Here is a 22,064-nt window from a genome sequence, read left to right on the forward strand (position 1 = left end):
GCCCACTACGAGGCCGATCCGGCGCCTTGCGACGCACCGCACCGGACGCCGCAAGCTACCGGCAAACCCTCCCGGTCACAGCACCAGCCGGGGCCCCGGGCTCGGCGGGCCCGGGGCGCCTGGGCCGGACGGGTGGCCGCGGGCGTGTTGCCCGGCGTAATAGCCTGGAAGCCCACCGGGCTGTTACGCGGCCCGGCGGCACCCGCCGAGGACCGAGGACCGAGGGACCAAGAGGACCACCGTGGATCTGGCCTACTACGCGGACCTGGCCGTGCGCCTGGTCAACACCGAGCAGCCGCTGCGCGGCGAGGACGCGCTCACCTCGGTCGACGCCGTACGGGACCTGCTCGGGCCCGGCACCCACGCCGCCTCCCGGGCGGTGGAGGCCGACGTGGCGCGGCTGCGTACCGTTCGCACCCGGCTGCGCGGCGTGTTCGAGGCCGCCGACGAGGGGGACGAGGTCCGGGCCGTCGACCTGCTCAACGCGCTGATGCTGGAATTCCCGGTCAGCCCGCAGATCTCCGGCCACGACACGCTCGACGACGAGACCGGCCGACCCGACTGGCACATGCACCTCGCCGACCAGGCCGTCAACGCCACCGCGGGCTACTCGGCGACCGCGTGCATGGGCCTGGCCTTCCAGCTCACCACGCTGGGCGTGGACCGGCTGGGCGTCTGCGAGGCGGCGCCCTGCCGCAACGCCTATGTCGACACATCGACGAACCGGTCCCGCCGCTACTGCTCCGACCGCTGCGCCACCCGGGCCAACGTCGCCGCCTACCGTGCGCGCAAGCGCCTGGAGAGCGAGCGGTCGGGACGCAGCGGCCGCACGCACGACGCGGCCCAGGAGGCCACCCCCGCGACAGACCGCTGAAGCTCGCGCGGCGGCCGGAACCGCCCGCGGGCCCGCGCCGTCACCAGGTCGTCCGGCACCACGCCGAACTCCCGGCTGTCGTTCTCCACGAAGGTGTTGTCGCCGCGTACCCACCAGCCGCCCTCGCGCCGCTCCACGGCCCGCTTCACGATCAGCAGATCCTGCTGCAGCGGATGCCGCATGATCACGACGTCGCCCTCGCGTACCAGCTCGGCGCCGCTGCTGATCTTCTGCACCAGCAGCCAGTCGCCGTTCAGCAGCGTGGGCGCCATCGACGGACCCGTGACCTCGACCAGCTGCCACGACAGCCTGGCCCCCTGCTCCCGCATTACCGCCTCCCGGCTCGTTCCTCCACCAGCCCCAGGGTGACACCAGACTTTTGGCCTAAGCCACCTGGGGCACCCGAGAAAACGACTCCTCCAGGGAGTAATGTCCCACCTGAAAGACGATCACGAGGAAGGACAGCCATGTTCACTCGCCTGTTCGCGCCCAAGGTGAAGGTAAGCGCACACTGCGACCTCCCCTGCGGCGTGTACGACCCGGCCCAGGCCCGCATCGAGGCCGAGTCCGTCAAGGCGGTCCAGGAGAAGTACCAGGCCAACGAGGACGCGGACTTCCGTACGCGCGCCGTCGTCATCAAGGAGCAGCGCGCGGAGCTGGCCAAGCACCACGTCTCGGTGCTCTGGAGCGACTACTTCAAGGCCCCGCACTTCGAGAAGTACCCCCAGCTGCACCAGCTGGTGAACGACACCCTCAAGGCCCTCAGTGCCGCCAAGGCCTCCAACGACCCGGCCACCGGGCAGAAGGCCCTGGACCTGATCGCCGAGATCGACAAGATCTTCTGGGAGACCAAGAAGGCCTGACGCCTCGCGCCTCCCGGCAGCGGCCCGCGCGTGTGGGCTCCGTCGCTTTCTCACCCGTCGTACCGCCTTCCGGCCGGTGCGGCGGGTGAGTGGGTTAGCGTGCGGGGATGTTTGCTGTGTATGCCGCGCGCATCGACAAGGAGCAGCCGCTCTCCGGGCTGGAGTCGGGCGAGAGGCCCGAGCCGGCGGAGCGCGGGGGGTGGACGACCGTACGGGTCAGGGCCGCGTCGCTCAACCACCACGACCTGTGGTCGCTGCGGGGGGTGGGGCTGGCCGAGGAGAGCCTGCCGATGATCCTCGGCTGCGACGCCGCCGGGATCGACGAGGACGGCAACGAGGTCGTCGTCCACTCCGTCATCGGCCAGACCGGGCACGGGGTCGGACCGCGCGAGCGGCGCTCGCTGCTGACGGAGAAATACCAGGGCACCTTCGCCGAGCTGGTGAGCGTGCCCGCGTGGAACGTGTTGCCCAAGCCCGCCGGGCTGAGCTTCGAGGAAGCGGCGTGCCTGCCCACCGCGTGGCTGACGGCCTACCGGATGCTCTTCACCAACGCCGGGGTGCGCCCCGGGGACGCCGTCCTCGTGCAGGGCGCGGGGGGCGGGGTGGCCACGGCCGCGATCGTGCTCGCGCGTGCCGCAGGCTTGAGAGTCTACGCAACGAGCCGTGACGCGGGGAAGAGGCAGCGGGCGCTGGAGCTGGGGGCGCACGCCGCCGTGGAGCCCGGCACGCGGCTGCCGGAGCGGGTGGACGCCGTCATCGAGACGGTGGGCGCCGCCACCTGGTCGCACTCCGTCACATCACTGCGCCCCGGCGGCACCCTGGTCATCTCCGGCGCCACCAGCGGGCCCAACCCGCCCGCCGCGGAGCTGAACCGCATCTTCTTCCTGGAGCTGAAGGTCGTCGGTTCGACCATGGGCTCCAAGGACGAGCTGGCGGACCTGCTCAGCTTCTGCGCGCTCACCGGCGTGCGCCCCGTCGTCGACAGCGTGCTGCCGATGGACCGGGCGCGCGAGGGCTTCGAGCGGCTGGAGAGCGGCGACGTCTTCGGGAAGATCGTGCTCACCAACCGCTGACGCCCGCCCGGCGGACCCTCAGGGCTGCGTCCCGCCGCCGTGCAGCGTCGCCGCGATACGGGCCGCCGCCGCCTTCAGGTGGCGGCGGACCTCGCGCAGCTGCGGGTCCGTCACCCCGCGGTCGCGGGCGGTGTCGCGCACGTCGTCGCGGAAGCGGTCGAGCAGCCGCTCCAGGTCGCGCACCGGGTTGTCGGACACGGGCGCGTCGTCGTCCCCGGTGCCGGTGTCCCCGGTGGCGGTGTCCTCGGTCGCGGTGTCCTCCGCGGCGGACCGGTACGGCGGCGCCCACGGCGTCTTCGGGACGTCCGTCGGGCCGGCGCCCGTACCCGCACCCGGGATGCCGAACCGGCCCAGCTCGCGGCTCAGTTCGGCCAGGCCCTCGCGCAGGCCCGACTGCCAGTCGCCGGTGCGGGTGTGCTCCTGGACCTGGCTCTGCACCTGGTGCGCGATGCGCTGGAACTCGTCGCGCGCGCTGTCCACCGCGTCCCGCGCGGCCTTGGCCTGCTTGCGCGCCGCCCGTGCCTCCTCCTTGGCCCGGCGGCTCTCCTCGCGTGCCTGCTTGGCCTGCTCCTTCCACTCCCTGGTCGCCTCGCGGTACGGATACCCCGCGTCCCCGGGCTTGGCTCTGGCCTCCTGGGCGGCGGCCCGCACCTCCCGGCGCAGGTCGCCCGCCGCGCCGCGGACGTCCTCGCGGATCTCGGCGGCCAGCGTGGAGACCGACGCGCGGATCTCCGCCTCCAGGCCGGCGATCTCGTCGGCCCGCGCGGCAAGCTCCGCCCGGCCCTCGTCGGTGAGGGCGTAGACCTTGCGGCCGCCCTCGGTGGAGTGCGTGACCAGGCCCTCCTTCTCCAGCTTGGCCAGCCGCGGGTAGACCGTGCCGGCCGAAGGCGCGTACAGGCCGTGGAAGCGCTCCTCCAGCAGCCGGATGACCTCGTAGCCGTGCCGCGGCGACTCGTCGAGGAGCTTGAGCAGGTACAGCCGCAGCCGGCCGTGGGCGAAGACGGGCGCCATGGTGATCAGAGGTCCTTCCGGAACGAGGGCGCGTCCTCCACGGGCGGCCTGCGCAGCAGTGCGATGGCCCCCGAGACGGTGGTGGCGCGCAGCCGGGTGCCGCCGTCGCCGACCCGGCCGGTGATGCGTTTGGTGCCCCACATGCCGCTGACCTCCAGCTCGTCGAAGGCGCAGGAGACCTTGCCGCTCGTGGTGTTCGCCTCGACGTCGGCGTCGCCGGGCTCGGGGATGCGGATGGCGATCTCGCCGGAGACCGTCGTGAGGTGGACGTCCGCGCCGGCCGCGGGGTCGAGGTCCAGCACCATGGAGCCGCTGACCGAGTCCGCGCGCACGCCGGGGCCGCTGCCCTCGACGACGGTGAGGTCACCGCTGACGGTGTTGACCCGCAGGTCGCCGGACAGCGACTGCGCCTCGACGTTGCCGGCCACGGTGTGGGCCTTCACCGGCCCCGTGAGGCCGACCAGGGTGGTGTCGCCGTTGACGCCCTGCACCACGGTGGAGCCGCTGATCCCGGAGATCACCGCGCCCGCGGTCACCACGCCGACCTCCACGGAGGTCTGCTGCGGCACCGCGAGCGAGATCACCGCGCGCCGCCGCCAGCCGTGCCGGTCGCGCCACTTGAGGAAGCCCTTCCAGTTCAGGTCCTCGTACGCGACGGTCAGGGTGCGGCCCTGCTGCGTCACGACCAGCGGCGGTCCCACCAGCTCGGTGATCTCCATCCGGGCGGGGCCCTCGCCCGTGCCCACGACATTGACGGCGCCGCCGACGATGCGGACGCAGAGCGTGTCGAGGGCGCCCTCGAACTCGAACGTGCCGGGTTCGCTGACGGTGCGGTCGGTCATCGTGCGCCTCCTTCTGGGCGAGCGGGACGCGATATACCGCGTCTGCTGAGTTACACGATATATCGCGTCCCGCTCGTGTCAAGAAGAGGCTCAGCCCCTGCGGGGCGGGCGGCGGCCCCGCAGGCTGCCTCGCGAGGCCGCCGCGGGACCTTCTCGCCGCTGTGGTCGGCCGCGCAGTTCCCCGCGCCCCTGAAAAACGAGTGCCCTCTGCGCGCAGGGTGAGCGTTTTCAGGGGCGCGGGGAACTGCGCGCTCAGCCCCCACGGCGGGAAGGTCGCGCGGGTCACCGCAAGGGGCACCCCGGAGCGCAACCGGCGGGCTAGGCGTCTGCGTCATCCTCGTCGTCGAGGCGCGCGAGCCATGTCGCGAGGCGTTCGACCGGGACCTCGAACTCCGGATTGAGGTCGACGAACTCGCGGAGGCGGTCGGCCAGCCATTCGAGCGTGACCTCCTCCTCTCCGCGCCGGTCGGCGAGTTCCTCGATGCCGCGGTCGGTGAAGTACAAGATCTGCTCCAGAACAGGGGTGGGACGGTAACAGGACGGGGAAGAACTGCGGAGGACGGGGACGGACAGGACCTGCAACCGCAAGGATAGGAGCAGCCCCGGAGGGGGACGCGAGCGACGGCGTGAGGGGGACGGGGTGACACCGCACAGCGGCGATTCCGACCCATCCGACGACGCCGACCCGGCCGACTACCTCGTCCCGCTGGCCCGTAGGGCAACCGTCCGCATCCACGGCGCCGGGGCCGGGCACCCGCTCTACGGCAGCGGCTTCTTCGTGGCGCCCCAGTGGGTGCTGACCTGCGCGCATGTCGTGAGCCGCGCACCGGGGGAGCCGGCGGGCCCCGACGGCGCGCCGGAGGAAGCGGCGGCGGCCGGGGAGCCGGTGGAAGCCGCTGAGGCCAAGGTCACGGTCGGCTGGGGCGACCGGATGCTCGACGGCGTCGTGGAGTGGGCCGAGCCCGCCGTGTGGGAGGGCCGCGGCGCCTGGCCGGCGCCCGACCTGGCCCTGGTGCGGCTGCTGGACCCGGTGGACCACCCGTGCGTGTACCTCAGCGAACGCACCCCGCGCACGTACCCCGCCAGCCTCGTCGCGTACCTCGGCTACACCGAGCTGACCGGCGACGTGGAGGCCTTCGACGGCCGCTGCACCGTCCGCGGCCAGCTCGGCAGCATGCTGCGGCTCGGCGACGACGAGATCCCGCACGGCGTGTCCGGCGGCCCGGTCCTGGACCTGGTGCGCGGCGAGGTCATCGGCGTCGTCAAGGCGCAGCGCACCGCGCACCAGGACGGCGGGCTCGCCGTCCCCGTCCAGCAGTTACGGCGGCTGCCCGGCGCCGAGCGGGGCCCGGCCGCCGACCGGCACCAGCGGGAACCGGCCGCCGACCTCTACCAGCGGGTGACGTCCGCGCACGACCTCTACCACGCCGACCGGCACAACTCCGTCAACCGCAGCGTCGACACCTGGACGGACGTCCACAGCGAGATCGACGCGTGCGCGGGCCGGGCCCTCACCCCGGGGCTGCGCACCAAGCTGCTCGGCCTGCTCGCCCAGCTCCCGCCGCCGACCGACGCCGAGACCCTGCGCAAGATCGTCGAGGACTCCCGCGGCACCTCCTTCGAGGTCGACCTCGCCCCCCGCTCCTGGCGGGACGGCCTCGGCCTGCTCTACGAACTGCGCCGCGGCACCACCGAGATGAAGGCCGTGCTCCGCTACGCGGTGCTCGCCGCGACCGCCGACCGGCTCGGCGACCTCGACGACCCCGCCGAGCCCGCGGTGTGGGAATGGGCCGAGGGCCACGCCGGCGAGGCCGCCCTGGACCGGGTCTTCCGCTACGCGCTCGGCGAGGAGCGGCGCGCGCGGGCGGGCTCCCGCGGCAGCACGGGCGTCGACCTCACGCCCGAGCAGTGGAACGGGCCCGAGGCGATCCTCCAGCTCTTCCCCGACGGCTGGGCACCGGGCCGCTTCGACTGGCGGGTCACCGTGATGCACCCGGAGGGGCGGGTGCAGGTCGTCGAGGAGGGCTTCCGCACCGAGCTGGCCGCGCTGCCCGGCGCCCTGCGCCAGCCGCTTCGCGAGGCCTTCCGCCGCTGCGACTCCGCCCGCGTCCTCGCCCCGCTGCAGCTCGCGGTGCCCGGCGACTTCATCCCGCTCGCCGCCGCGGACTGGCCGTTCGGCCCCGGCGGCGGCACGCTGACCCCCGATCGGCCGGTCGTGATCCGGCGCACCGACGTACCCGCCGAGGACGACGAGCAGGCCGCCCGCCGGGCCGCCCGCTGGGGCGCGCTCGCCACCCAGCGGCCCCGCCCCGACGTGCTCGACTGCGACGAGGGCGTCCCCAGCGAGCTGCCCGACGAGGACGCGCTGCGCGCCCGCCCGAACGACACGCTGCCGGTGCTGTGCCGCAGCGCGGACACCGCGCACGACGCCCTCAACCGCGTCTTCCTCAGCGGCTACGGCGTCGCGCTGTGGCGCCACGAGCCGGTGGGCGAGGACATGCTGTGCGCCGACTTCCACCGCGGGGTGGCCCACACGGTACGGGTCGCGCGCACCGCGGGCCGGCTGCCGGCCGCACTCGCCGACCTGCGGGCCAAGGTGGCGCGCAAGGTGCCGGAGAGCTACTGGGCGACCGGGCTGACCATGCTGTGCACGGATCCGACGCGCCCCCTGCCAGGGGCGGACGACCTATTGGAGGCACCGTGACGACGGAGGCGAGGTACCGCGGTGAGTGAGACGGCGGAGACCGCAGGCACGACCGGCACGGCCGGTGCGGCGGAGGCGGCGCCGGGCGGCCAGGCCGGCGACTGGCTCATCTACCGCGGCACCGGCGAACCGCACACCCGTATCGACGCGCTGCCCGACCCCCCGCCCTGGCGGGACTTCGACGGCGGCCCGCTCGTCGCGCCCGGCCCCGGCCCGGACAGTTCGTCGGCGCGCCGCCTCGGCGCCTTCCGCCACATGGCCGAGATGCACCGCCCCAGCCCCGAGGAGCTGGAGATGGTCAACGCGGCGCTCTACCTGCGCCGCCCGCTGCTGGTGACCGGCAGCCCCGGCTCGGGCAAGAGCACCCTGGCGCACGCCGTCGCGCACGAGCTGGGCCTCGGCCGGGTGCTGCACTGGCCGATCGTCAGCCGCAGCGCCCTCCAGGACGGGCTCTACCGCTACGACGCCATCGCCCGCCTCCAGGACACCCAGATCGCCGCCAACACCGGCACGGCCCCGCCCGGCGGCATCGGCAGCTACATCCGGCTCGGCCCGCTCGGCACCGCGCTGCTGCCGACCAGGAAGCCGCGCGTCCTGCTCATCGACGAGCTGGACAAGAGCGACATCGACCTGCCGAACGACCTGCTCAACGTCATGGAGGAGGGCGAGTTCGGCATCCCGGAGCTGGAGCGGCTCGCCGAGCGCGAACCGCATGTCGACGTCATGACCGACGACGGCGCCAAGGTCACCGTGAGCGAGGGCAGGATCCGCTGCCACGCCTTCCCGTTCGTGATCCTCACCAGCAACGGGGAGCGGGATTTCCCGGCACCGCTGCTGCGCCGCTGCATCCACCTGGAGCTGGACCGCCCCGACCACCACCGGCTGTCCACCGTCGTCCGCGCCCACCTCGGCGACGAGGCGGCCGAGCTCGGCGAGGAGCTGGTCACCCGCTTCCTGGACCGCTCCCGCAGCGAGCTGCTGGCCACCGACCAGCTGCTCAACGCGATCTACCTCACCCACCATGCCGCGCCCCCCACCCGCTCCCGGCTCGCGGACATGCTCATCCAGCGGCTCGACCGGCCCAGGTGAGGCTGCCGTGGACGCCGAGCACGAGACCGCCGGGCCGCCCCCGCAGCCGCCGGGCCGGCCGCCCGAGCCGCCCGCCGGCACGGGCCCGCCCGGACCGGCCGACCCGGTCGCCGAGCTGGTCGGACGGCTGAGCGGCGCCGGCCTCGCACCGGGCCACGACGAGCTGGCCGACGCCCTGTGGCTGGCCCGCTGGTCCCAGCCCACCGCGCGCGAACCCGTCCCGCCGCCCGGACCCGTCGACCGGCCGCCGACCGGCGGGAGCAGCGCCGGCACCCCCGGCGACCTGCCGCAGGTGCCCGCCGACGGCAGCGACGGCGCCGGAAGCCGGCTCGCCCCGCCGGAGGACGAGCCCCCCGGCACCCTGCAGCTCTACCCCGGCGGCGGCGACACCGGACGCGCCAGGACCGGGCCGGCGGGTCTGGCCGTCGCCGTGCCCGAGGCGCCCGCGCTGCCCCGGCTGCTCGAACTCCAGGCCGCACTGCGCCCGCTGCAGCGTTACCACACCCCGGCCCGCCCGCTGCGCAGCGTGCTCGACGAGTCCGCGACCGCCGACCGCACGGCTCTGGCCGGCGGCCTGCTGCTGCCCGTCTTCCGCCCCGTGCGGCGCGGCAACGCCACCATGCAGCTGCTGATGGACGCGTCCTCGTCGATGTACGTGTGGGAGCGGATGCTGCGCGACCTCGGCGGCGTCTTCGAACGCCTCGGCGCCTTCCACGAGGTGCAGGTCCGCTACCTGCACGTCGGGCCCGAGGGCAGCCCCGCCGTCAGCCGGCACTTCGACCCCGAGCCCGCGGAAAGGCGCTCCGCCGAGCAGCTCGGAGACCCGACGGGACGCCGGATCACCCTGCTGGTGAGCGACTGCGTGGGCCCGCTGTGGCGTTCCGGCCAGGCGCACCGGCTGCTGCACCGGCTCGCCGCGTACGGGCCCGTCGCCGTGCTCCAGCCGCTGCCGACCCGGCTGTGGGCCCGCACCCGGCTGCCGGTGTCGTACGGGGTGCTGCACCGCGCCGAAGGGCCGCTGCCCGCGGCCGCGCTGCGCTTCTCGGCCGGCGCCGGGGGCTTCACCACCCCGCCCGTGGGCGACGCGCTGCCCGTGCCCGTACTGCCGCCCACCGCGCAGGCGCTCGGCGCATGGGCGCGGCTGCTGGCCGGGACGGGCGCCGGGGAGGTGCCCGCCGCGGTCGGCTGGGTGCGCTCCGACCAGCCCGCGAGCCCCGGCCGCCCGCGCCGCGCCGCGCCCGCGCCCGGCCCGCTCGTCGAGACCTTCCGCTCCTCCGCCTCGCCCGCCGCCTCGCACCTGGCCGTCTACCTCTCGGCGGCGCCGCTCTTCCTGCCCGTCATGCAGATCGTCCAGCGCACCATGCTGCCGCTGTCCGGCCCCGCCGAACTGGCCGAGGTGCTGCTCAGCGGGCTGGTGGTGCGCACCGACGGCGACGACCACCGGTGGTACGAGTTCGCGCCCGGCGTGCGCGACGAGCTGCTGCAGCCGCTCGGCAGGGACGAGGCCGCCCTGGTGCTCAAGCACTGCTCGGCGTACGTCGAGCAGCGCTTCGGCCGCGGCGGGCCCAACTTCCTCGCGATGGCCGTCAACCAGCTCACCGACGGGCCCGCCGACCCGGTCGCCGACGCCACCGTGGCCGCCGCCGCGCGCCGGGCCGCGCTCGCCGAGGGCGGCACCGCGGGCGCCGACGGCTCCCAGCCCTTCGCGGAAGTGGCCGCGCGGGTGCTGGAGCGCTTCGTCGCGCCGGACGGCACGGACGCCCCGCCTGCCTCCGCCGGCGCCGCGGGCGGCCGGCCCGGCACCGCGGGCCGTACCGGCGACAGCGCGGCGGCGCTGGCCGAGGCCAGGGAACTGGTCGCGGCCTTCCTGGCAGAGAACCTGGTGCAGAAGCTGATCGACGCGGTGGGGCTGCTGCGCACCGCGACCCGGCAGGAGCGCCGGCACGCCACCGACCCCGAGCTGTGGAGCGAGTTCGCCGAGCAGCTCATCCGGCTGTGGCGGCTGCGCCGCAGCCCCTCGCTGCTGCGCGAGGCGCAGCAGGCCTCCGAGGTCGCCGCCGCGCACCCCGGCTCGGTCCGCGCCCGCGAGGTCCGCGCGTGGGTGCTGCGCGCGTCCGCCGACGACCGCACCGCGGTCGGCGACGTCCGCGGCGCGCTGGAGCAACTGCGCCGCGCCGACCGCGAGCTGACCGCCGTGTGCGCCGCCCCGGGCCTGGACACGAGCGGGGTGCTGCGCGCCACCCTGGAGCGGGTGCAGGTGCTGGAGAGCCAGTGGGAGCTGAGCGGCGACACCGCGCTCCTGGAGGAGACCGTCGGCATGCTGGAGGCGTTCGCGGACGCCTGGCCGCCCGCCGAGCCCCGCCCCAGCGAGCTGGCCATGGCCCACGGCCGGGCGCTGCTGCGGCTGGCCGGCGCCGCGCCGGACCGGGAGCGCGAGCAGGTGTGCGCCCAGCAGGCCGCGCAGTCCTTCGCGGCGGCGCTGGAGGAGCTGGAGCGGGCGGGCGCCGCGGCCTCCGCCGGTTCGGGCGCCTCAGGTTCCGCGGCCTCCGCCGGTTCCGCCGGCGGCTCCGGTGGTACGGAGGGTGCGGGCCCGGCGCCCGAGCGGGTCATCCGCACGCTGCTCGCGCTCGTCGATGCGCTGCTCGCGGCCGGCGGCCGCCTGCCCGAGGCGCAGCGGCACGTCGACCGGGCGCTCGGCCTCACCCGCGACCGGCTGCAGCGCGCCTCGATCTTCGCCCGCGCCGGCCGGATCCGCGCCGCCCGCTACGCCGAGGGCGGCCCGCCCGGCGAACTGGAGGCCGCCGCGGGCCGGTTTGCGGAGGCCTGCCGGCTCACCCCGCGCGACCGGCCCGAATACAGCGACCTGGTCGCCGAGTGGGGCGCCGTCCTGCTGGACCGCTCCGGGCTCCCCGGCGGCGAGACCTTCGTCAACACCGCCGTGCAGGTGCTGCGCGAGTGCCGCACCGAGACCCCGGAGAGCGACCCGCGGCTGCCCTGGCGGCTGCTGATGCTCGGCCGGGCGCTCGTGCTCCGCTACACCGCGGAGCGCGACCTCGTCGACCTGCGGGAGGCGGAGTGGGTGCTCGGCCGCGCCGCGCAGCCCGCCGTCGAGCCCGCCCAGATCGCCCGCATCGCCTTCGAGTTGGGGCAGGTGCACCGGCTGGCCCACGCCTACACCGGGCGGGCCGAGCGCCTCGACCTCGCCGACGACGCCTACCGGCGCGCCGCCGAGGCCGCGGCGGGCGCCGCGGCCGCCGCCGCCGACCCACTGCCCATGGTGCGGCTGTCCGCGCAGGCGCATCATTGGCGTGGAGCGGTCAACGAGGCCGCGCACCGCAGGCGGGCCGCGACGGACGCGTACCGCTCCGCGGCGGGGTGGTGGCGCAGGCTGCCCGACGACGGCGGTGAGGCCGGCCGGCAGTCCGCGGCGCGGCTCGCGGCCCTGAGCAACGACGTCTGAAACCGACTCAACCCCCCGACGGAGGGCCGCGATGCACACCGACCGGCACGACCCCGACCCCGCCCCCGACGTCCTCGCCCTCGACCTGGAGTCCCTCCGCACGGTCGACCACCCCGTGCTCGCCGCCCTGGTGGAGGACCTGCGCGAACGCGTCGCCGCCCCCGGCGGCGGGGCGCTGTGGGGATTCGACAACGGGGGAAGCGGAACCGACGGGTTCTCGCACGCGAAGTCCTGACGCGTGAGGTGACCGCGCCGGGCACACACCTCCAGCCACCCGAGAGCCCACCGCCCTCCCGGCGCGCCACGAAGCACCTCCGGCGCACATTGCCCGCCCGAGGACACGCTTAACAGGACGGACGTCGCTGCCTTACGGCCAAAAGCCGTGCCGGGCGTTTGCGGCGGGCGGCGCGGTGGGAATCACCGCGGGGCCTACGGGGCCCGACAGGCCCCAGCGGACGGGGAGGCGGAGAGTGGCGCAGCAGGCGACGGGGAAAGAGCCGCGGGCCGGTGACGCGGCCGTGCCGCGCCCGACGGCCGTGCCGATACGGCAGTTCATCCTCAAGGCACACAGCCGGTGCAACCTCGCCTGCACCTACTGCTACCTGTACGCGGGTCCCGACCACGGCTGGCGCGAGCGTCCCCGGCAGCCCACCGCCGGTGTCGTGCGGCGCACCGCGGAACGCATCGCCGAGCACGCCGCCGCGCACGGGCTGCGCGAGGTCTCCGTCGTCCTGCACGGCGGCGAACCGCTGCTGGCCGGTGCCGACCGGCTGGCAGCCGACGTCGAGCTCATCCGCCGCACGGTGCCCGCGACCGTCCACGCCGGCGTCCAGACGAACGCCACCCTGCTGACCAGGGACACCGTCAGCACGCTGGCCGCCGCGCGGATAGGCGTGGGGGTCAGCCTCGACGGAGGGCGCGCGGCCCACAACTCCGCGCGGGTCGACCACGCCGGGCGGCCCGGCTGGCCCGCCGCGGCCGCCGGGCTGCGGCTGCTCGCCGAGACCGCGCCCGAGGCGTACGCCGGTGTGCTGAGCGTCGTGGACCTGCGGCACGACCCGGTCGAGGTCTACGACTCGCTGCTGGACTTCGCGCCGCCCGCGATCGACCTGCTGCTGCCGCACGGCAACTGGTCCGCCCCGCCCCCGGGGCTCCCCGCGCCGCCCGGCGACCCCGCCCCGTACGGCCGCTGGCTGACCGCCGTCTTCGACCGCTGGTGGCAGGCCGACCGGCGCCGCACCCGGGTGCGGCTGTTCGAGGAGTGCGTCGCGCTGCTGCTCGGGGTGCCCGCCGCCATCGAGCGGCTGGGGCTCCAGCCCTTCACCGCCGTCGTCGTCGAGACCGACGGCAGCATCGAGCAGGTCGACTCGCTCAAGTCCGCGTACGAGGGCGCCGCCGCCACCGGCATGGACGTCTTCCGGCACAGCTTCGACGACGTCCTCGCCCACCCGGGAGTCGCCGCCCGCCAGGCGGGTCTGGCCGCTCTCGGCCCGGCCTGCCGGGCCTGCCCGCTGGTGACCGTCTGCGGAGGCGGCCACTACGCCCACCGCTACCTGGCCGGCGAGGGGTTCCGCAACCCCTCCGTCTACTGCGCCGACCTCGCGTTCCTGATCCGCCACATAGGCGCCCGGCTCGCCGCGGCGGCGGGCGCCGGATCCGGCGGCCACGCCCCCCGGGAGACAGTCCGGTGAACGTACCCGATGCCCTGCTCCGCACCCTCGGCAGCACCGGTGGCGACGCCGCCGCGCTGGACATGCTCGTGGCCGGGCAGCGTCGCCGCCGGCGGCTGACGCTGCGCGCGCTGCTCGACGCCGTCGCCGAGGCCCCGCCGTCCGTGCTGCCGCCCGCCGCCGCGGCCCGCGTCCTGGCCGACTGGCGGCTGCTGGCCGCCGCCGAGCGGGCCGACCCGGCAGCCGCCCGCCGCGTCGTCGACTACCCGCTGACCGGTGCCTGGGCCGAACGCGCCCTGCGCGCGCTGACGCGGCCGGAGCCGCCGGCCGTCGCGGAGGCCGGACCTGGAGCGGGCTCCGGCTCCGCGGCCGGTACGGGGCCCGCCCCCGCCGTCGCGCTCGCCCACCTCGGCGCGCTCGCCGCCGCCGCTGCCGCGCTCGCCGGGCTGCGCTTCACCGCCGACGTGGCGACCCGCAACGGCGAGCTGGTGCTGCCCACGCTGGGAAGCTGCGCCGCCGGTGACGGGGACGCCGCGGTACGGGTGACGGGCGAGGGCAGCCGGCTGTGGCTGCACGTGCCGCCCGCCGGGCGGAGCGGCGGGGACGCCTGCGCCGGGCACGACGCGCCGCATCCGGGCAGGGCCGCGGCCGCGGCGGGGCGGGTGGAGGTACGGCGGGGTCCGGACGGGGTGTGGCGCTCCGCCGCCGCGGCCTGGCGGCCGATCAGGGCGCTGTGGAGCCCGGCAGGCCGGCCGGTGCTGGTCGACGACACCGACCCGTACCGCGACGAGGAGGACGGCCCGAACCCGTACGGCATGTCCGCCTCCGGCCTGCTCGACCCGGACCGGTACGCCCGCTGGCGCACCGCCTGGCAGGACGCCCGGCCGTGGCTGCGGCTCGGTGGCGCAGGCCGCGTCCTGGAGGCCGACGTGCTGCTCGACTGCCTGGTGCCGCTGGCGGGCTCGCCCACCGCGCGCTCCAGCGCGACCCGCAGCGACGCCTTCGGTGCCGTGCTCAGCAGCGTTCCGCGCAGCGGCCTGGAACTGGCCGGCACGATCGTCCACGAGCTCCAGCACACCAAGCTGCTGGCCCTGACCGAGCTGACCGTGCTGCACACCGCGGGTGACGAGCCCCGCTACTGGGCCCCCTGGCGCTCCGATCCGCGCCCCTTCGACGGGCTCTTCCAGGGGGCCTACGCCCACCTCGCGCTCGCCGACTTCCACCAGCGCGTCGCGCTGAGCGGCGCGCCGCCCGCCGTCCGGGACGCCGCGTGGGCCGACCACTGCCGCTGCCGCCAGCAGGTGGAGGCCGCGCTGCCGCAGCTGCTCGGCTCCAGCCGGCTCACCCCGCAGGGCCGCACCCTGGTCACCGCGATGGCCGCGCACCACGCCCGGCTCAAGGACCACGCCCCGCCGGACGGCCATCTGGCGCGGGCCACCTCCTACGTCGAGACCGCCCGCGTCATGTGGCGCCGCCAGGCCTCCTGACGCCGCGGGACACCGCCGCACCACCCGTCGGCGCACCGGACTCCCCGGGCCGGTGAGCGGACGGCGGCCCGAAGTGACCGGAACGCCCCCGAAACGGCATGACGTCGCGTCAACGGGGGATCAATCAGTGTAGTTTCTGGCCCAGGCCGCCTGGCGGCCCGTCAGGACGGCGCATGCACCACACGAGGGAGACGGTCCAATGCCCGCAGGGCGCAGCACCGCGGCGGCACTCGCACGCGGACCGGTGACGATCAGCTTCGCGGGATACAACCGGGCCTGGGCCTCCTGGATCGCCAGCAGGCTGGAGAAGCACGGCGTGCGGGCCGTCCTCCAGCGTCTCGACGTCACCCCCGACAGCAGCATCGAGGAGGCCCTGAGCGACCTGCTGCTGTCCGAGGGCCGCGTCCTGATCGTGCTGTCGGAGTGGTACTTCCGCCTCGGCCCGCGCACCCACGACGAGTGGAACGCCGCGCTGCGCCGCGTCGTCCCGCAGAACAGCGAGCGTTTCGCCGCCGTGTCGGTGACCTCCGCCGCGCTGCCCAGCGCCGTCGCCGCCCTCGGCGCCGCCGACCTGTGGAACCTGGGCGCCACCGAGGCCGAGCGCAGGCTGCTGGCCCGGCTCGGCATCACCCCCGTGCGGGCCGCCTCCAACGACACCATCGGCGGTGTCGGCGGCCCGCGCTTCCCGCTGGAGCAGCCCGAGGTCTACGGCGGGGTGCCGCGCCGCAACACCCGCTTCACCGGCCGCGAGGAACTCCTCGGCGAGCTGCACACCACCCTCCAGCAGGCCGCCCCCGGAGCCGCCGTCGTCACCCTCTACGGCCTGTCCGGTGTCGGCAAGACGCACATCGCGACCGAATACGTCCACCGCTTCCAGACCGAGTACGACGCCGTGTGGTGGGTGCGGGCGGCCGAGCGCGGCACGCTGCGCGAGAAGCTGGCCGGGCTCGCGCCCGCGCTCGGCCTGGTCACGGGACGGGAGTACGGCGAGCGGCTGCGCGCGGTGCGCGACGCGCTGCGCCGCGGGGAGCCGTACGGGCGCTGGCTGGTCGTCCTGGACGGCGCCGACCAGCCCGACGACGTCTACGACCTGGTCCCGTCCGGCCCCGGGCACGTCCTGATCACCTCGCAGAACCGCGAGTGGGGCGAGCACAACAGCTCGCTCATCGAGGTGCCGGTCTACGACCGGGTGGAGTCGGTGGCCTTCGTACGCCGCCGCGCACCGCGGCTCGACGAGGCCGAGGCCGACCGGCTCGCCCACGCGCTCGGCGACCTCGCGCTCGCCCTGGACCAGAACGCGGGCGCGCTCAACGACTCCAACACCCCCGTCGACGAGTACATCGGGCTGCTGCGCCGCGGCGCGGACGTCGAGCCGGGCCTCAAGGTCGCCGCGGACTTCCAGATGACCTACTACACGGCCTTCTCGATACTGCTCAACCGGCTGCGCGAGGACAAGCCCGAGACCGTCGACCTGCTGCGGCTGTGCGTCTTCTTCGCCCCCGGCCCGATCCCGGTGCGGCTGCTGCGCGAGATGCAGATCCGCGACGTCCCCGAGAAGCTCGCCGGGCTGCTCGGCGACTCGGTGCTGTGGAACAACGCGATCGACAAGCTCGCGCAGTGGTCCGTCATCCAGGTCGACCCGCAGGAGACCGCCGCCGAGGAGGGCGTCGGCACCAATGAGGTCGTCCAGATGCACCGGCTGGTCCACCAGGCCGTCCGCGCCGAGATGCCGCAGGACGAGCAGAGCGACTACTCCCGGGTGGTCCGCAAGATCCTCGCCGCCGCCGACCCCGCCCGCCCGACCGACACCCGGCTGTGGCCGCGCTACGCCGAGATCGTGCCGCACCTGGAGGCCTCCGGCGCGCTCGCGAGCACCAACCCGGAGATCCAGTCCATGGTGCTCAACTGCCTGTACTACCTCTACCTGTCCGGTGAGTACCGCACCGGCCTGCAGATCGCCGAGGCCGCCGCCGAGGAGTGGCCCCGGCTGCTGCCCGCCGGCCACCCCAGACTCTGGGACCTGATCCACAACCAGACCAACCTGATGCGTGCCACCGGGGACATCCGCGCCACCGAGGCCATCGACCGCGACGCGTACGACCGGCTGCGGGAGGAGCGCGGCGACCGCGACCTGCTGGTGCTGCGCGCCGCCGGGAACCTGTCCGCCGACCTGCGCAGCCTCGCCCAGTACGAGGAGGCCCTGCGCCTGCTGGAGTTCGCACGCGACGGCTACCGCGCGCTGGTCGGGGTACGCGACCCGCGCACCCTCAACGTGCAGAACAACATCGCCCTCACCTACCGCCTGCTCGGCCGTTACGATCAGGCCCTGCGGCTGGACCAGGAGACCATGGAGGCGCGCCGCGAGCTGCTGCGCGAGCGCCACAACTGGACGCTCTCCTCCGAGAACTCCTTCGCCCACGACCTGCGCCTGCTGGGCCGCTACGAGCAGGCCACGTCCGTGCAGGAGCGCAACTGCGAGGTGCACCGCACGGTGCTCGGCGCCGACAACCCGCAGACGCTGCGCGCCGAGCACAACCTCTCCCAGTGCTACTACCGCGGCGGTGACCGCCCGCGCGCCGCCACCCTGATGGCGGGGCTGCTGGAGCGCTGCGAGCGCGTCCTCGGCGACACCGACCCGCTCACGCTGCGCGTGAAGGCCAGCTACTCCGCCTTCGAGCGCGAGCACGGCGACCTCGACCGGGCCCGCGAGATGGGCGAGGCCGTACTGCGGGAGTACCGCATCCAGCTCGGCGAGCAGCATCCGTACACCGCGGGCATCCTCGGCAACCACGGACTGATCCTGCGGGCCGCGGGCGAGCGCCAGCAGTCGCAGCTGGCGATCGAGGGCGCGCTCGTGACGATGACCGCCGCGGTCGGCGACGACCACCCCTGGACGCTGGGCTGCGCAATGAACGCCACCGCTGCCCGCAACTTCGCCGGCGACCCCGAGGGCGCCGCCGACCTGGCGCGGCGCACCGCCGACCGCGCCACCGCGGCGCTCGGCAAGGAGCATCCGCTGACACTGTCCTGCCGGATCGCGCTGGCCACCGACCTGCGCAACCTGCGCCGCCGCCCCGAGGCCGACAAGGTCGAGGAGGAAGCCCTGGCCATCCTGTCGAGCACCCTCGGCCCGCAGCACCCGCACACCGTCGCCGCCCGCTCCCGGACCAGGCCCTACTGGGACTTCGAGCCCTTCAGCACCTGACCCGAGCGCGCCCGCGCACGGCCGAAACGGCGGGTGGCCCGCACCGGTTCTCCGGTGCGGGCCACCCGCCGAGCAGCAGGTCGAGGTGGTCGATCAGGTTGAGGGCGATGAAGGGCCACGCGCCCTGGTTCGCCGGCTCGTCCTGTGCCCACACGAACTTCTGCGCCTTCGTGTACGGCGCGATGGCCGCCTGGATCTCCACGCCGGGCAGCGGGTACAGCCGCTCGATGCGGATGAAGGCCACGTCGTTCGCCCCGCGCTTCTCCCGCTCCGCGACGAGGTCGTAGTAGACCTTGCCGGAGCAGAAGACGACCTTGCGGACGGCCTCGGCCTCGACCGAGTGGTCGCCGATGACCGGCTGGAAGGTGCCGGTGGTGAAGTCCTCGGCCTTCGACGCGGCCGCCTTCAGCCGGAGCATCGACTTCGGGGTGAAGACGATCAGCGGCTTGTGGTGCGGGTTGTGCACCTGCCAGCGCAGCAGGTGGAAGTACTGCGCCGGGGTGGTCGGGACGGCCACCGTCATGTTGTTCTGGGCGCACAGCTGGAGGAAGCGCTCGATGCGGGCGGACGAGTGGTCCGGGCCCTGGCCCTCGTAGCCGTGCGGCAGCAGCAGCACCACACCGGAGGTCTGGCCCCACTTCTGCTCCGCCGAGGAGATGAACTCGTCGACGATGGTGGCCGCGCCGTTGACGAAGTCGCCGAACTGCGCCTCCCACATCACCAGCGCGTCCGGGCGGGCGAGCGAGTAGCCGTACTCGAAGCCCATCGCCGCGTACTCGCTGAGCAGCGAGTCGTAGACGTTGTAGCGGGCCTGGTCCTCGGACAGGTAGAGCAGCGGGGTGTAGTCCTCGCCGGTCTCCCGGTCGATGATGACCGCGTGCCGCTGGCCGAAGGTGCCGCGCCGCGAGTCCTGGCCGGCGAGCCGGACGGGGGTGCCCTCCAGCAGCAGCGAGCCGATCGCCAGCGTCTCGCCCATGCCCCAGTCGATCGTGCCGTCCTCGACCATGGCCGCGCGGCGCTGGAGCTGCGGCAGCAGCCGCGGGTGGACGGTGACGTGCTCGGGGATGTTGACCTGCGAGGCAGCGATGCGCTTGACGACCTCGGAGGACACCGCGGTCGGCACCGACACCGGGAACTGCGACCGGCTGCCGGACTGCTCCTGCTCGGACGGCGCGGCGGTCGCCTCGCGGACCTCGGTGAAGACCTTCTCCAGCTGGCCCTGGTAGTCCTGCAGCGCCTGCTCGGCCTCTTCCAGGGTGATGTCGCCGCGGCCGATGAGCGACTCGGTGTAGAGCTTGCGCACCGAGCGCTTCTTGTCGATCAGGTCGTACATCAGCGGCTGGGTGAAGGCCGGGTTGTCGGACTCGTTGTGACCGCGCCGCCGGTAGCAGATCAGGTCGATCACGACGTCCTTGTTGAACGCCTGGCGGTACTCGAAGGCCAGCCGCGCCACGCGGACCACGGCCTCCGGGTCGTCGCCGTTGACGTGGAAGATCGGCGCCTCGATCATGCGGGCCACGTCGGTGGCGTACATCGACGAGCGGGCCGACTCCGGGGCGGCGGTGAAGCCGACCTGGTTGTTGATCACCACGTGCACGGTGCCGCCGGTGCGGTAGCCGCGCAGCTGCGACATGTTGAGCGTCTCGGCGACCACACCCTGGCCGGCGAAGGCCGCGTCGCCGTGCAGCGCGATGGGCAGCACGGTGAAGTCGGTGCCGGCCTTGTTGATGATGTCCTGCTTGGCGCGGGCGATGCCCTCCAGGACCGGGTCGACCGCCTCCAGGTGGGAGGGGTTCGCGGCCAGCGAGACCTTGATCTGCTCGCCGTCCAGGCCGGTGAAGGTGCCGTTGGCGCCCAGGTGGTACTTGACGTCGCCGGAGCCGTGCATCGACTTCGGGTCGAGGTTGCCCTCGAACTCGCGGAAGATCTGCGCGTACGACTTGCCGACGATGTTCGCCAGCACGTTGAGCCGGCCGCGGTGCGCCATGCCGATGACGGCCTCGTCCAGCCGCGACTCGGCGGCGGCGTCGATGACCGCGTCCAGCAGCGGGATGACGGACTCGCCGCCCTCCAGCGAGAAGCGCTTCTGGCCGACGTACTTCGTCTGCAGGAAGGTCTCGAAGGCCTCCGCTGCGTTCAGCCGGCGCAGGATGCGCAGCTGCTCCTCACGCTCGGGCTTGGCGTGCGGGCGCTCGATGCGGTCCTGGATCCACTTGCGCTGCTTGGGGTCCTGGATGTGCATGAACTCGATGCCGACCGTGCGGCAGTACGAGTCGCGCAGCACGCCCAGGATGTCGCGCAGCTTCATGAGCGACTTGCCGGCGAAACCGCCGACCGCGAACTCCCGCTCCAGGTCCCACAGCGTGAGGCCGTGCTCCAGGATGTCCAGGTCGGGGTGCTTGCGCTGGCGGTACTCCAGCGGGTCGGTGTCGGCCATGACGTGGCCGCGGACCCGGTAGGAGTGGATCAACTCGAAGACCCGCGCGGCCTTGGTGACGTCGTCGTCGTGCGCGGTGTCGATGTCCGTGCGCCAGCGGACCGGCTCGTACGGGATGCGCAGCGACGCGAAGATGTCGTCGAAGAAGTCGTTCTCGCCGAGCAGCAGCTGGCTGACGACCCGCAGGAACTCGCCGGAGGCGGCACCCTGGATCACCCGGTGGTCGTACGTGCTGGTCAGCGTCATGACCTTGGAGATGCCGAGCTTGTTCAGGGTGTCCTGCGAGGTGCCCTGGAACTCCGCCGGGTAGTCCATCGAGCCGACGCCGAGGATCATCGACTGGCCGGGCATCAGGCGCGGCACGGAGTGCACGGTGCCGAGGCCGCCGGGGTTGGTCAGCGAGGCCGTGACGCCCTGGAAGTCGTCCATCGTGAGCTTGCCCGAGCGGGCGCGGCGGACGATGTCCTCGTAGGCCTGCCAGAACTCGAAGAAGTTCAGCGTCTCGGCCTTCTTGATGGCCGCGACGACGAGCTGGCGGTCGCCGTTCGCCTTGACCAGGTCGATCGCCAGGCCCAGGTTGACGTGCTCGGGCTTGACCAGGGTGGGCTTGCCGTCCTTCTCCGCGAAGGAGTAGTTCATCGACGGCATCGCCTTGAGCGCCTGCACCATGGCGTAGCCGATGACGTGCGTGAAGGAGATCTTCCCGCCGCGGGCGCGCTTGAGGTGGTTGTTGATGACGATGCGGTTGTCGAACAGCAGCTTCACCGGGATGGCCCGCACCGAGGTGGCGGTGGGCAGCTCCAGCGACGCGCTCATGTTCTTCGCCACAGCCGCGGCCGGGCCGCGCAGGGTGACGAACTCGGTGTCGGCCGGGGCCGCGGGGGCGGCCTTCGCGGCGGGCGCGGGCTTCGCGGCGGCGGGCTTCGCGGGAGCGGGCGCCGGGGCGGCCGGAGCGGGCGCGGCGGGGGCCGCGGGCTGCACGGGGGCGGGCGCCGGGGCCGGGGGCTGCACGGGCGCGGCGGCGGCCGGAGCCGGCGGCGCCGCGGGGACCGCGGCGGGCGCCGGAGCGGCGTTCGCACGGGCCGCGGCGCCCGAGGCGCCGCCCTGGCCTGCGGGGGCCGCCGGAGCGGCGGAGCCGTCCGGCTTGTAGTCGGCGAAGAAGTCCCACCAGGCTCGGTCTACCGAGTTCGGGTCCTGGAGGTACTGCTGGTAGATCTCATCGACCAGCCACTCGTTGGGGCCGAAACCCCCTGCGGGGCCCTCGCCCTGCGCTTCGTGGTCGGTCGTGACACTAGAGCTATTGGGGGACTGTGGCGACACGGCGGCAACCGCCCTCTTCCGCTTCACAA

General features: G+C 74.3%; 15 protein-coding genes. 10 read left to right on the plus strand and 5 right to left on the minus strand.

From position 1 onward, the window contains the following. Nucleotides 1–241 precede the first annotated feature (241 nt). Nucleotides 242–874, plus strand: coding sequence for a CGNR zinc finger domain-containing protein (locus IH54_RS0128885; protein WP_031522401.1), 633 nt, complete (start codon nucleotides 242–244; stop codon nucleotides 872–874). On the opposite strand, the gene sodX is transcribed toward IH54_RS0128885, so the two are convergent. Then, nucleotides 778–1,203 (minus strand): nickel-type superoxide dismutase maturation protease, encoded by a 426-nt coding sequence (sodX, locus tag IH54_RS0128890; protein WP_031522404.1) that lies wholly within the window; start codon nucleotides 1,201–1,203, stop codon nucleotides 778–780. The genes IH54_RS0128885 and sodX overlap by 97 nt on opposite strands. A gap of 138 nt (nucleotides 1,204–1,341) precedes the next feature. Here sodX and sodN point away from each other — a divergent pair, with 138 nt between their 5' ends. Together sodN and IH54_RS0128900 are read left to right on the plus strand one after the other, a co-directional pair. Further along, nucleotides 1,342–1,737, plus strand: coding sequence for a superoxide dismutase, Ni (gene sodN / locus IH54_RS0128895; RefSeq protein ID WP_031522406.1), 396 nt, complete (start codon nucleotides 1,342–1,344; stop codon nucleotides 1,735–1,737). Nucleotides 1,738–1,844: 107 nt separating this feature from the next. Then, nucleotides 1,845–2,810, plus strand: coding sequence for a zinc-binding dehydrogenase (locus tag IH54_RS0128900; protein ID WP_031522410.1), 966 nt, complete (start codon nucleotides 1,845–1,847; stop codon nucleotides 2,808–2,810). Nucleotides 2,811–2,828: 18 nt separating this feature from the next. Here IH54_RS0128900 and IH54_RS0128905 read toward each other — a convergent pair whose 3' ends face one another. From IH54_RS0128905 to IH54_RS0128915, 3 genes are all read right to left on the minus strand, one after another. Further along, nucleotides 2,829–3,821 carry a PadR family transcriptional regulator gene (locus IH54_RS0128905; RefSeq protein ID WP_031522412.1) on the minus strand — a complete coding sequence of 331 codons (993 nt, stop codon included), beginning with the start codon at nucleotides 3,819–3,821 and terminating at the stop codon, nucleotides 2,829–2,831. A 5-nt stretch (nucleotides 3,822–3,826) separates the two neighbouring features. Beyond that, complete coding sequence (locus IH54_RS0128910) at nucleotides 3,827–4,663, minus strand: DUF4097 family beta strand repeat-containing protein (protein ID WP_031522414.1); 837 nt, start codon at nucleotides 4,661–4,663, stop codon at nucleotides 3,827–3,829. Nucleotides 4,664–4,981: 318 nt separating this feature from the next. Further along, nucleotides 4,982–5,167: a DUF6104 family protein gene (locus IH54_RS0128915; RefSeq protein ID WP_031522416.1), complete on the minus strand. Its 186-nt coding sequence runs from the start codon at nucleotides 5,165–5,167 to the stop codon at nucleotides 4,982–4,984. A gap of 136 nt (nucleotides 5,168–5,303) precedes the next feature. On the opposite strand from IH54_RS0128915, the gene IH54_RS40345 reads away from it, so the two are divergent. The 7 genes from IH54_RS40345 to fxsT all read left to right on the plus strand — a co-directional run bounded on the left by IH54_RS40345 (nucleotide 5,304) and on the right by fxsT (nucleotide 18,278). Beyond that, on the plus strand, nucleotides 5,304–7,367 hold the full coding sequence (locus tag IH54_RS40345) for a trypsin-like peptidase domain-containing protein (protein ID WP_043182587.1): 2,064 nt from the start codon (nucleotides 5,304–5,306) through the stop codon (nucleotides 7,365–7,367). Nucleotides 7,368–7,475: 108 nt separating this feature from the next. Then, nucleotides 7,476–8,456: an AAA family ATPase gene (locus IH54_RS0128925; protein ID WP_031522419.1), complete on the plus strand. Its 981-nt coding sequence runs from the start codon at nucleotides 7,476–7,478 to the stop codon at nucleotides 8,454–8,456. A 7-nt stretch (nucleotides 8,457–8,463) separates the two neighbouring features. Beyond that, nucleotides 8,464–11,916, plus strand: coding sequence for an SAV_2336 N-terminal domain-related protein (locus tag IH54_RS45770; RefSeq protein ID WP_159012122.1), 3,453 nt, complete (start codon nucleotides 8,464–8,466; stop codon nucleotides 11,914–11,916). A 31-nt stretch (nucleotides 11,917–11,947) separates the two neighbouring features. Next, on the plus strand, nucleotides 11,948–12,151 hold the full coding sequence (gene fxsA / locus IH54_RS40350) for an FxSxx-COOH cyclophane-containing RiPP peptide (RefSeq protein WP_043182589.1): 204 nt from the start codon (nucleotides 11,948–11,950) through the stop codon (nucleotides 12,149–12,151). Between the two features lie 301 nt (nucleotides 12,152–12,452). Next, a complete protein-coding gene (locus IH54_RS0128940) occupies nucleotides 12,453–13,607 on the plus strand; it encodes an FxsB family cyclophane-forming radical SAM/SPASM peptide maturase (protein ID WP_043182599.1) in 1,155 nt (384 codons plus the stop codon). Continuing rightward, nucleotides 13,604–15,073 (plus strand): HEXXH motif domain-containing protein, encoded by a 1,470-nt coding sequence (locus IH54_RS0128945; protein ID WP_031522426.1) that lies wholly within the window; start codon nucleotides 13,604–13,606, stop codon nucleotides 15,071–15,073. The genes IH54_RS0128940 and IH54_RS0128945 overlap by 4 nt, the downstream gene beginning before the upstream one ends. A 199-nt stretch (nucleotides 15,074–15,272) precedes the next feature. Next, complete coding sequence (gene fxsT / locus IH54_RS0128950; RefSeq protein ID WP_031522428.1) at nucleotides 15,273–18,278, plus strand: FxSxx-COOH system tetratricopeptide repeat protein; 3,006 nt, start codon at nucleotides 15,273–15,275, stop codon at nucleotides 18,276–18,278. Here fxsT and IH54_RS0128955 read toward each other — a convergent pair. Next, entirely contained in the window at nucleotides 18,268–22,035 is a 3,768-nt protein-coding gene (locus tag IH54_RS0128955) for a multifunctional oxoglutarate decarboxylase/oxoglutarate dehydrogenase thiamine pyrophosphate-binding subunit/dihydrolipoyllysine-residue succinyltransferase subunit (protein ID WP_063762397.1), read from the minus strand. The genes fxsT and IH54_RS0128955 overlap by 11 nt on opposite strands. Nucleotides 22,036–22,064: the final 29 nt, after the last annotated feature.

It is taken from the genome of Streptomyces sp. NRRL F-5123, from assembly GCF_000721495.1.
Taxonomy (GTDB): domain Bacteria; phylum Actinomycetota; class Actinomycetes; order Streptomycetales; family Streptomycetaceae; genus Actinacidiphila.

What these genes read in the sequence shown, in the direction of transcription:
- sodX (WP_031522404.1), bottom strand. Translation starts at nt 1,203, where the DNA reads ATGCGGGAGCAGGGGGCCAGGCTGTCGTGGCAGCTGGTCGAGGTCACG.
- fxsA (WP_043182589.1), top strand. Translation starts at nt 11,948, where the DNA reads ATGCACACCGACCGGCACGACCCCGACCCCGCCCCCGACGTCCTCGCC.
- IH54_RS0128900 (WP_031522410.1), top strand. Translation starts at nt 1,845, where the DNA reads ATGTTTGCTGTGTATGCCGCGCGCATCGACAAGGAGCAGCCGCTCTCC.
- IH54_RS0128910 (WP_031522414.1), bottom strand. Translation starts at nt 4,663, where the DNA reads ATGACCGACCGCACCGTCAGCGAACCCGGCACGTTCGAGTTCGAGGGC.
- IH54_RS0128905 (WP_031522412.1), bottom strand. Translation starts at nt 3,821, where the DNA reads ATGGCGCCCGTCTTCGCCCACGGCCGGCTGCGGCTGTACCTGCTCAAG.
- sodN (WP_031522406.1), top strand. Translation starts at nt 1,342, where the DNA reads ATGTTCACTCGCCTGTTCGCGCCCAAGGTGAAGGTAAGCGCACACTGC.
- fxsT (WP_031522428.1), top strand. Translation starts at nt 15,273, where the DNA reads ATGCCCGCAGGGCGCAGCACCGCGGCGGCACTCGCACGCGGACCGGTG.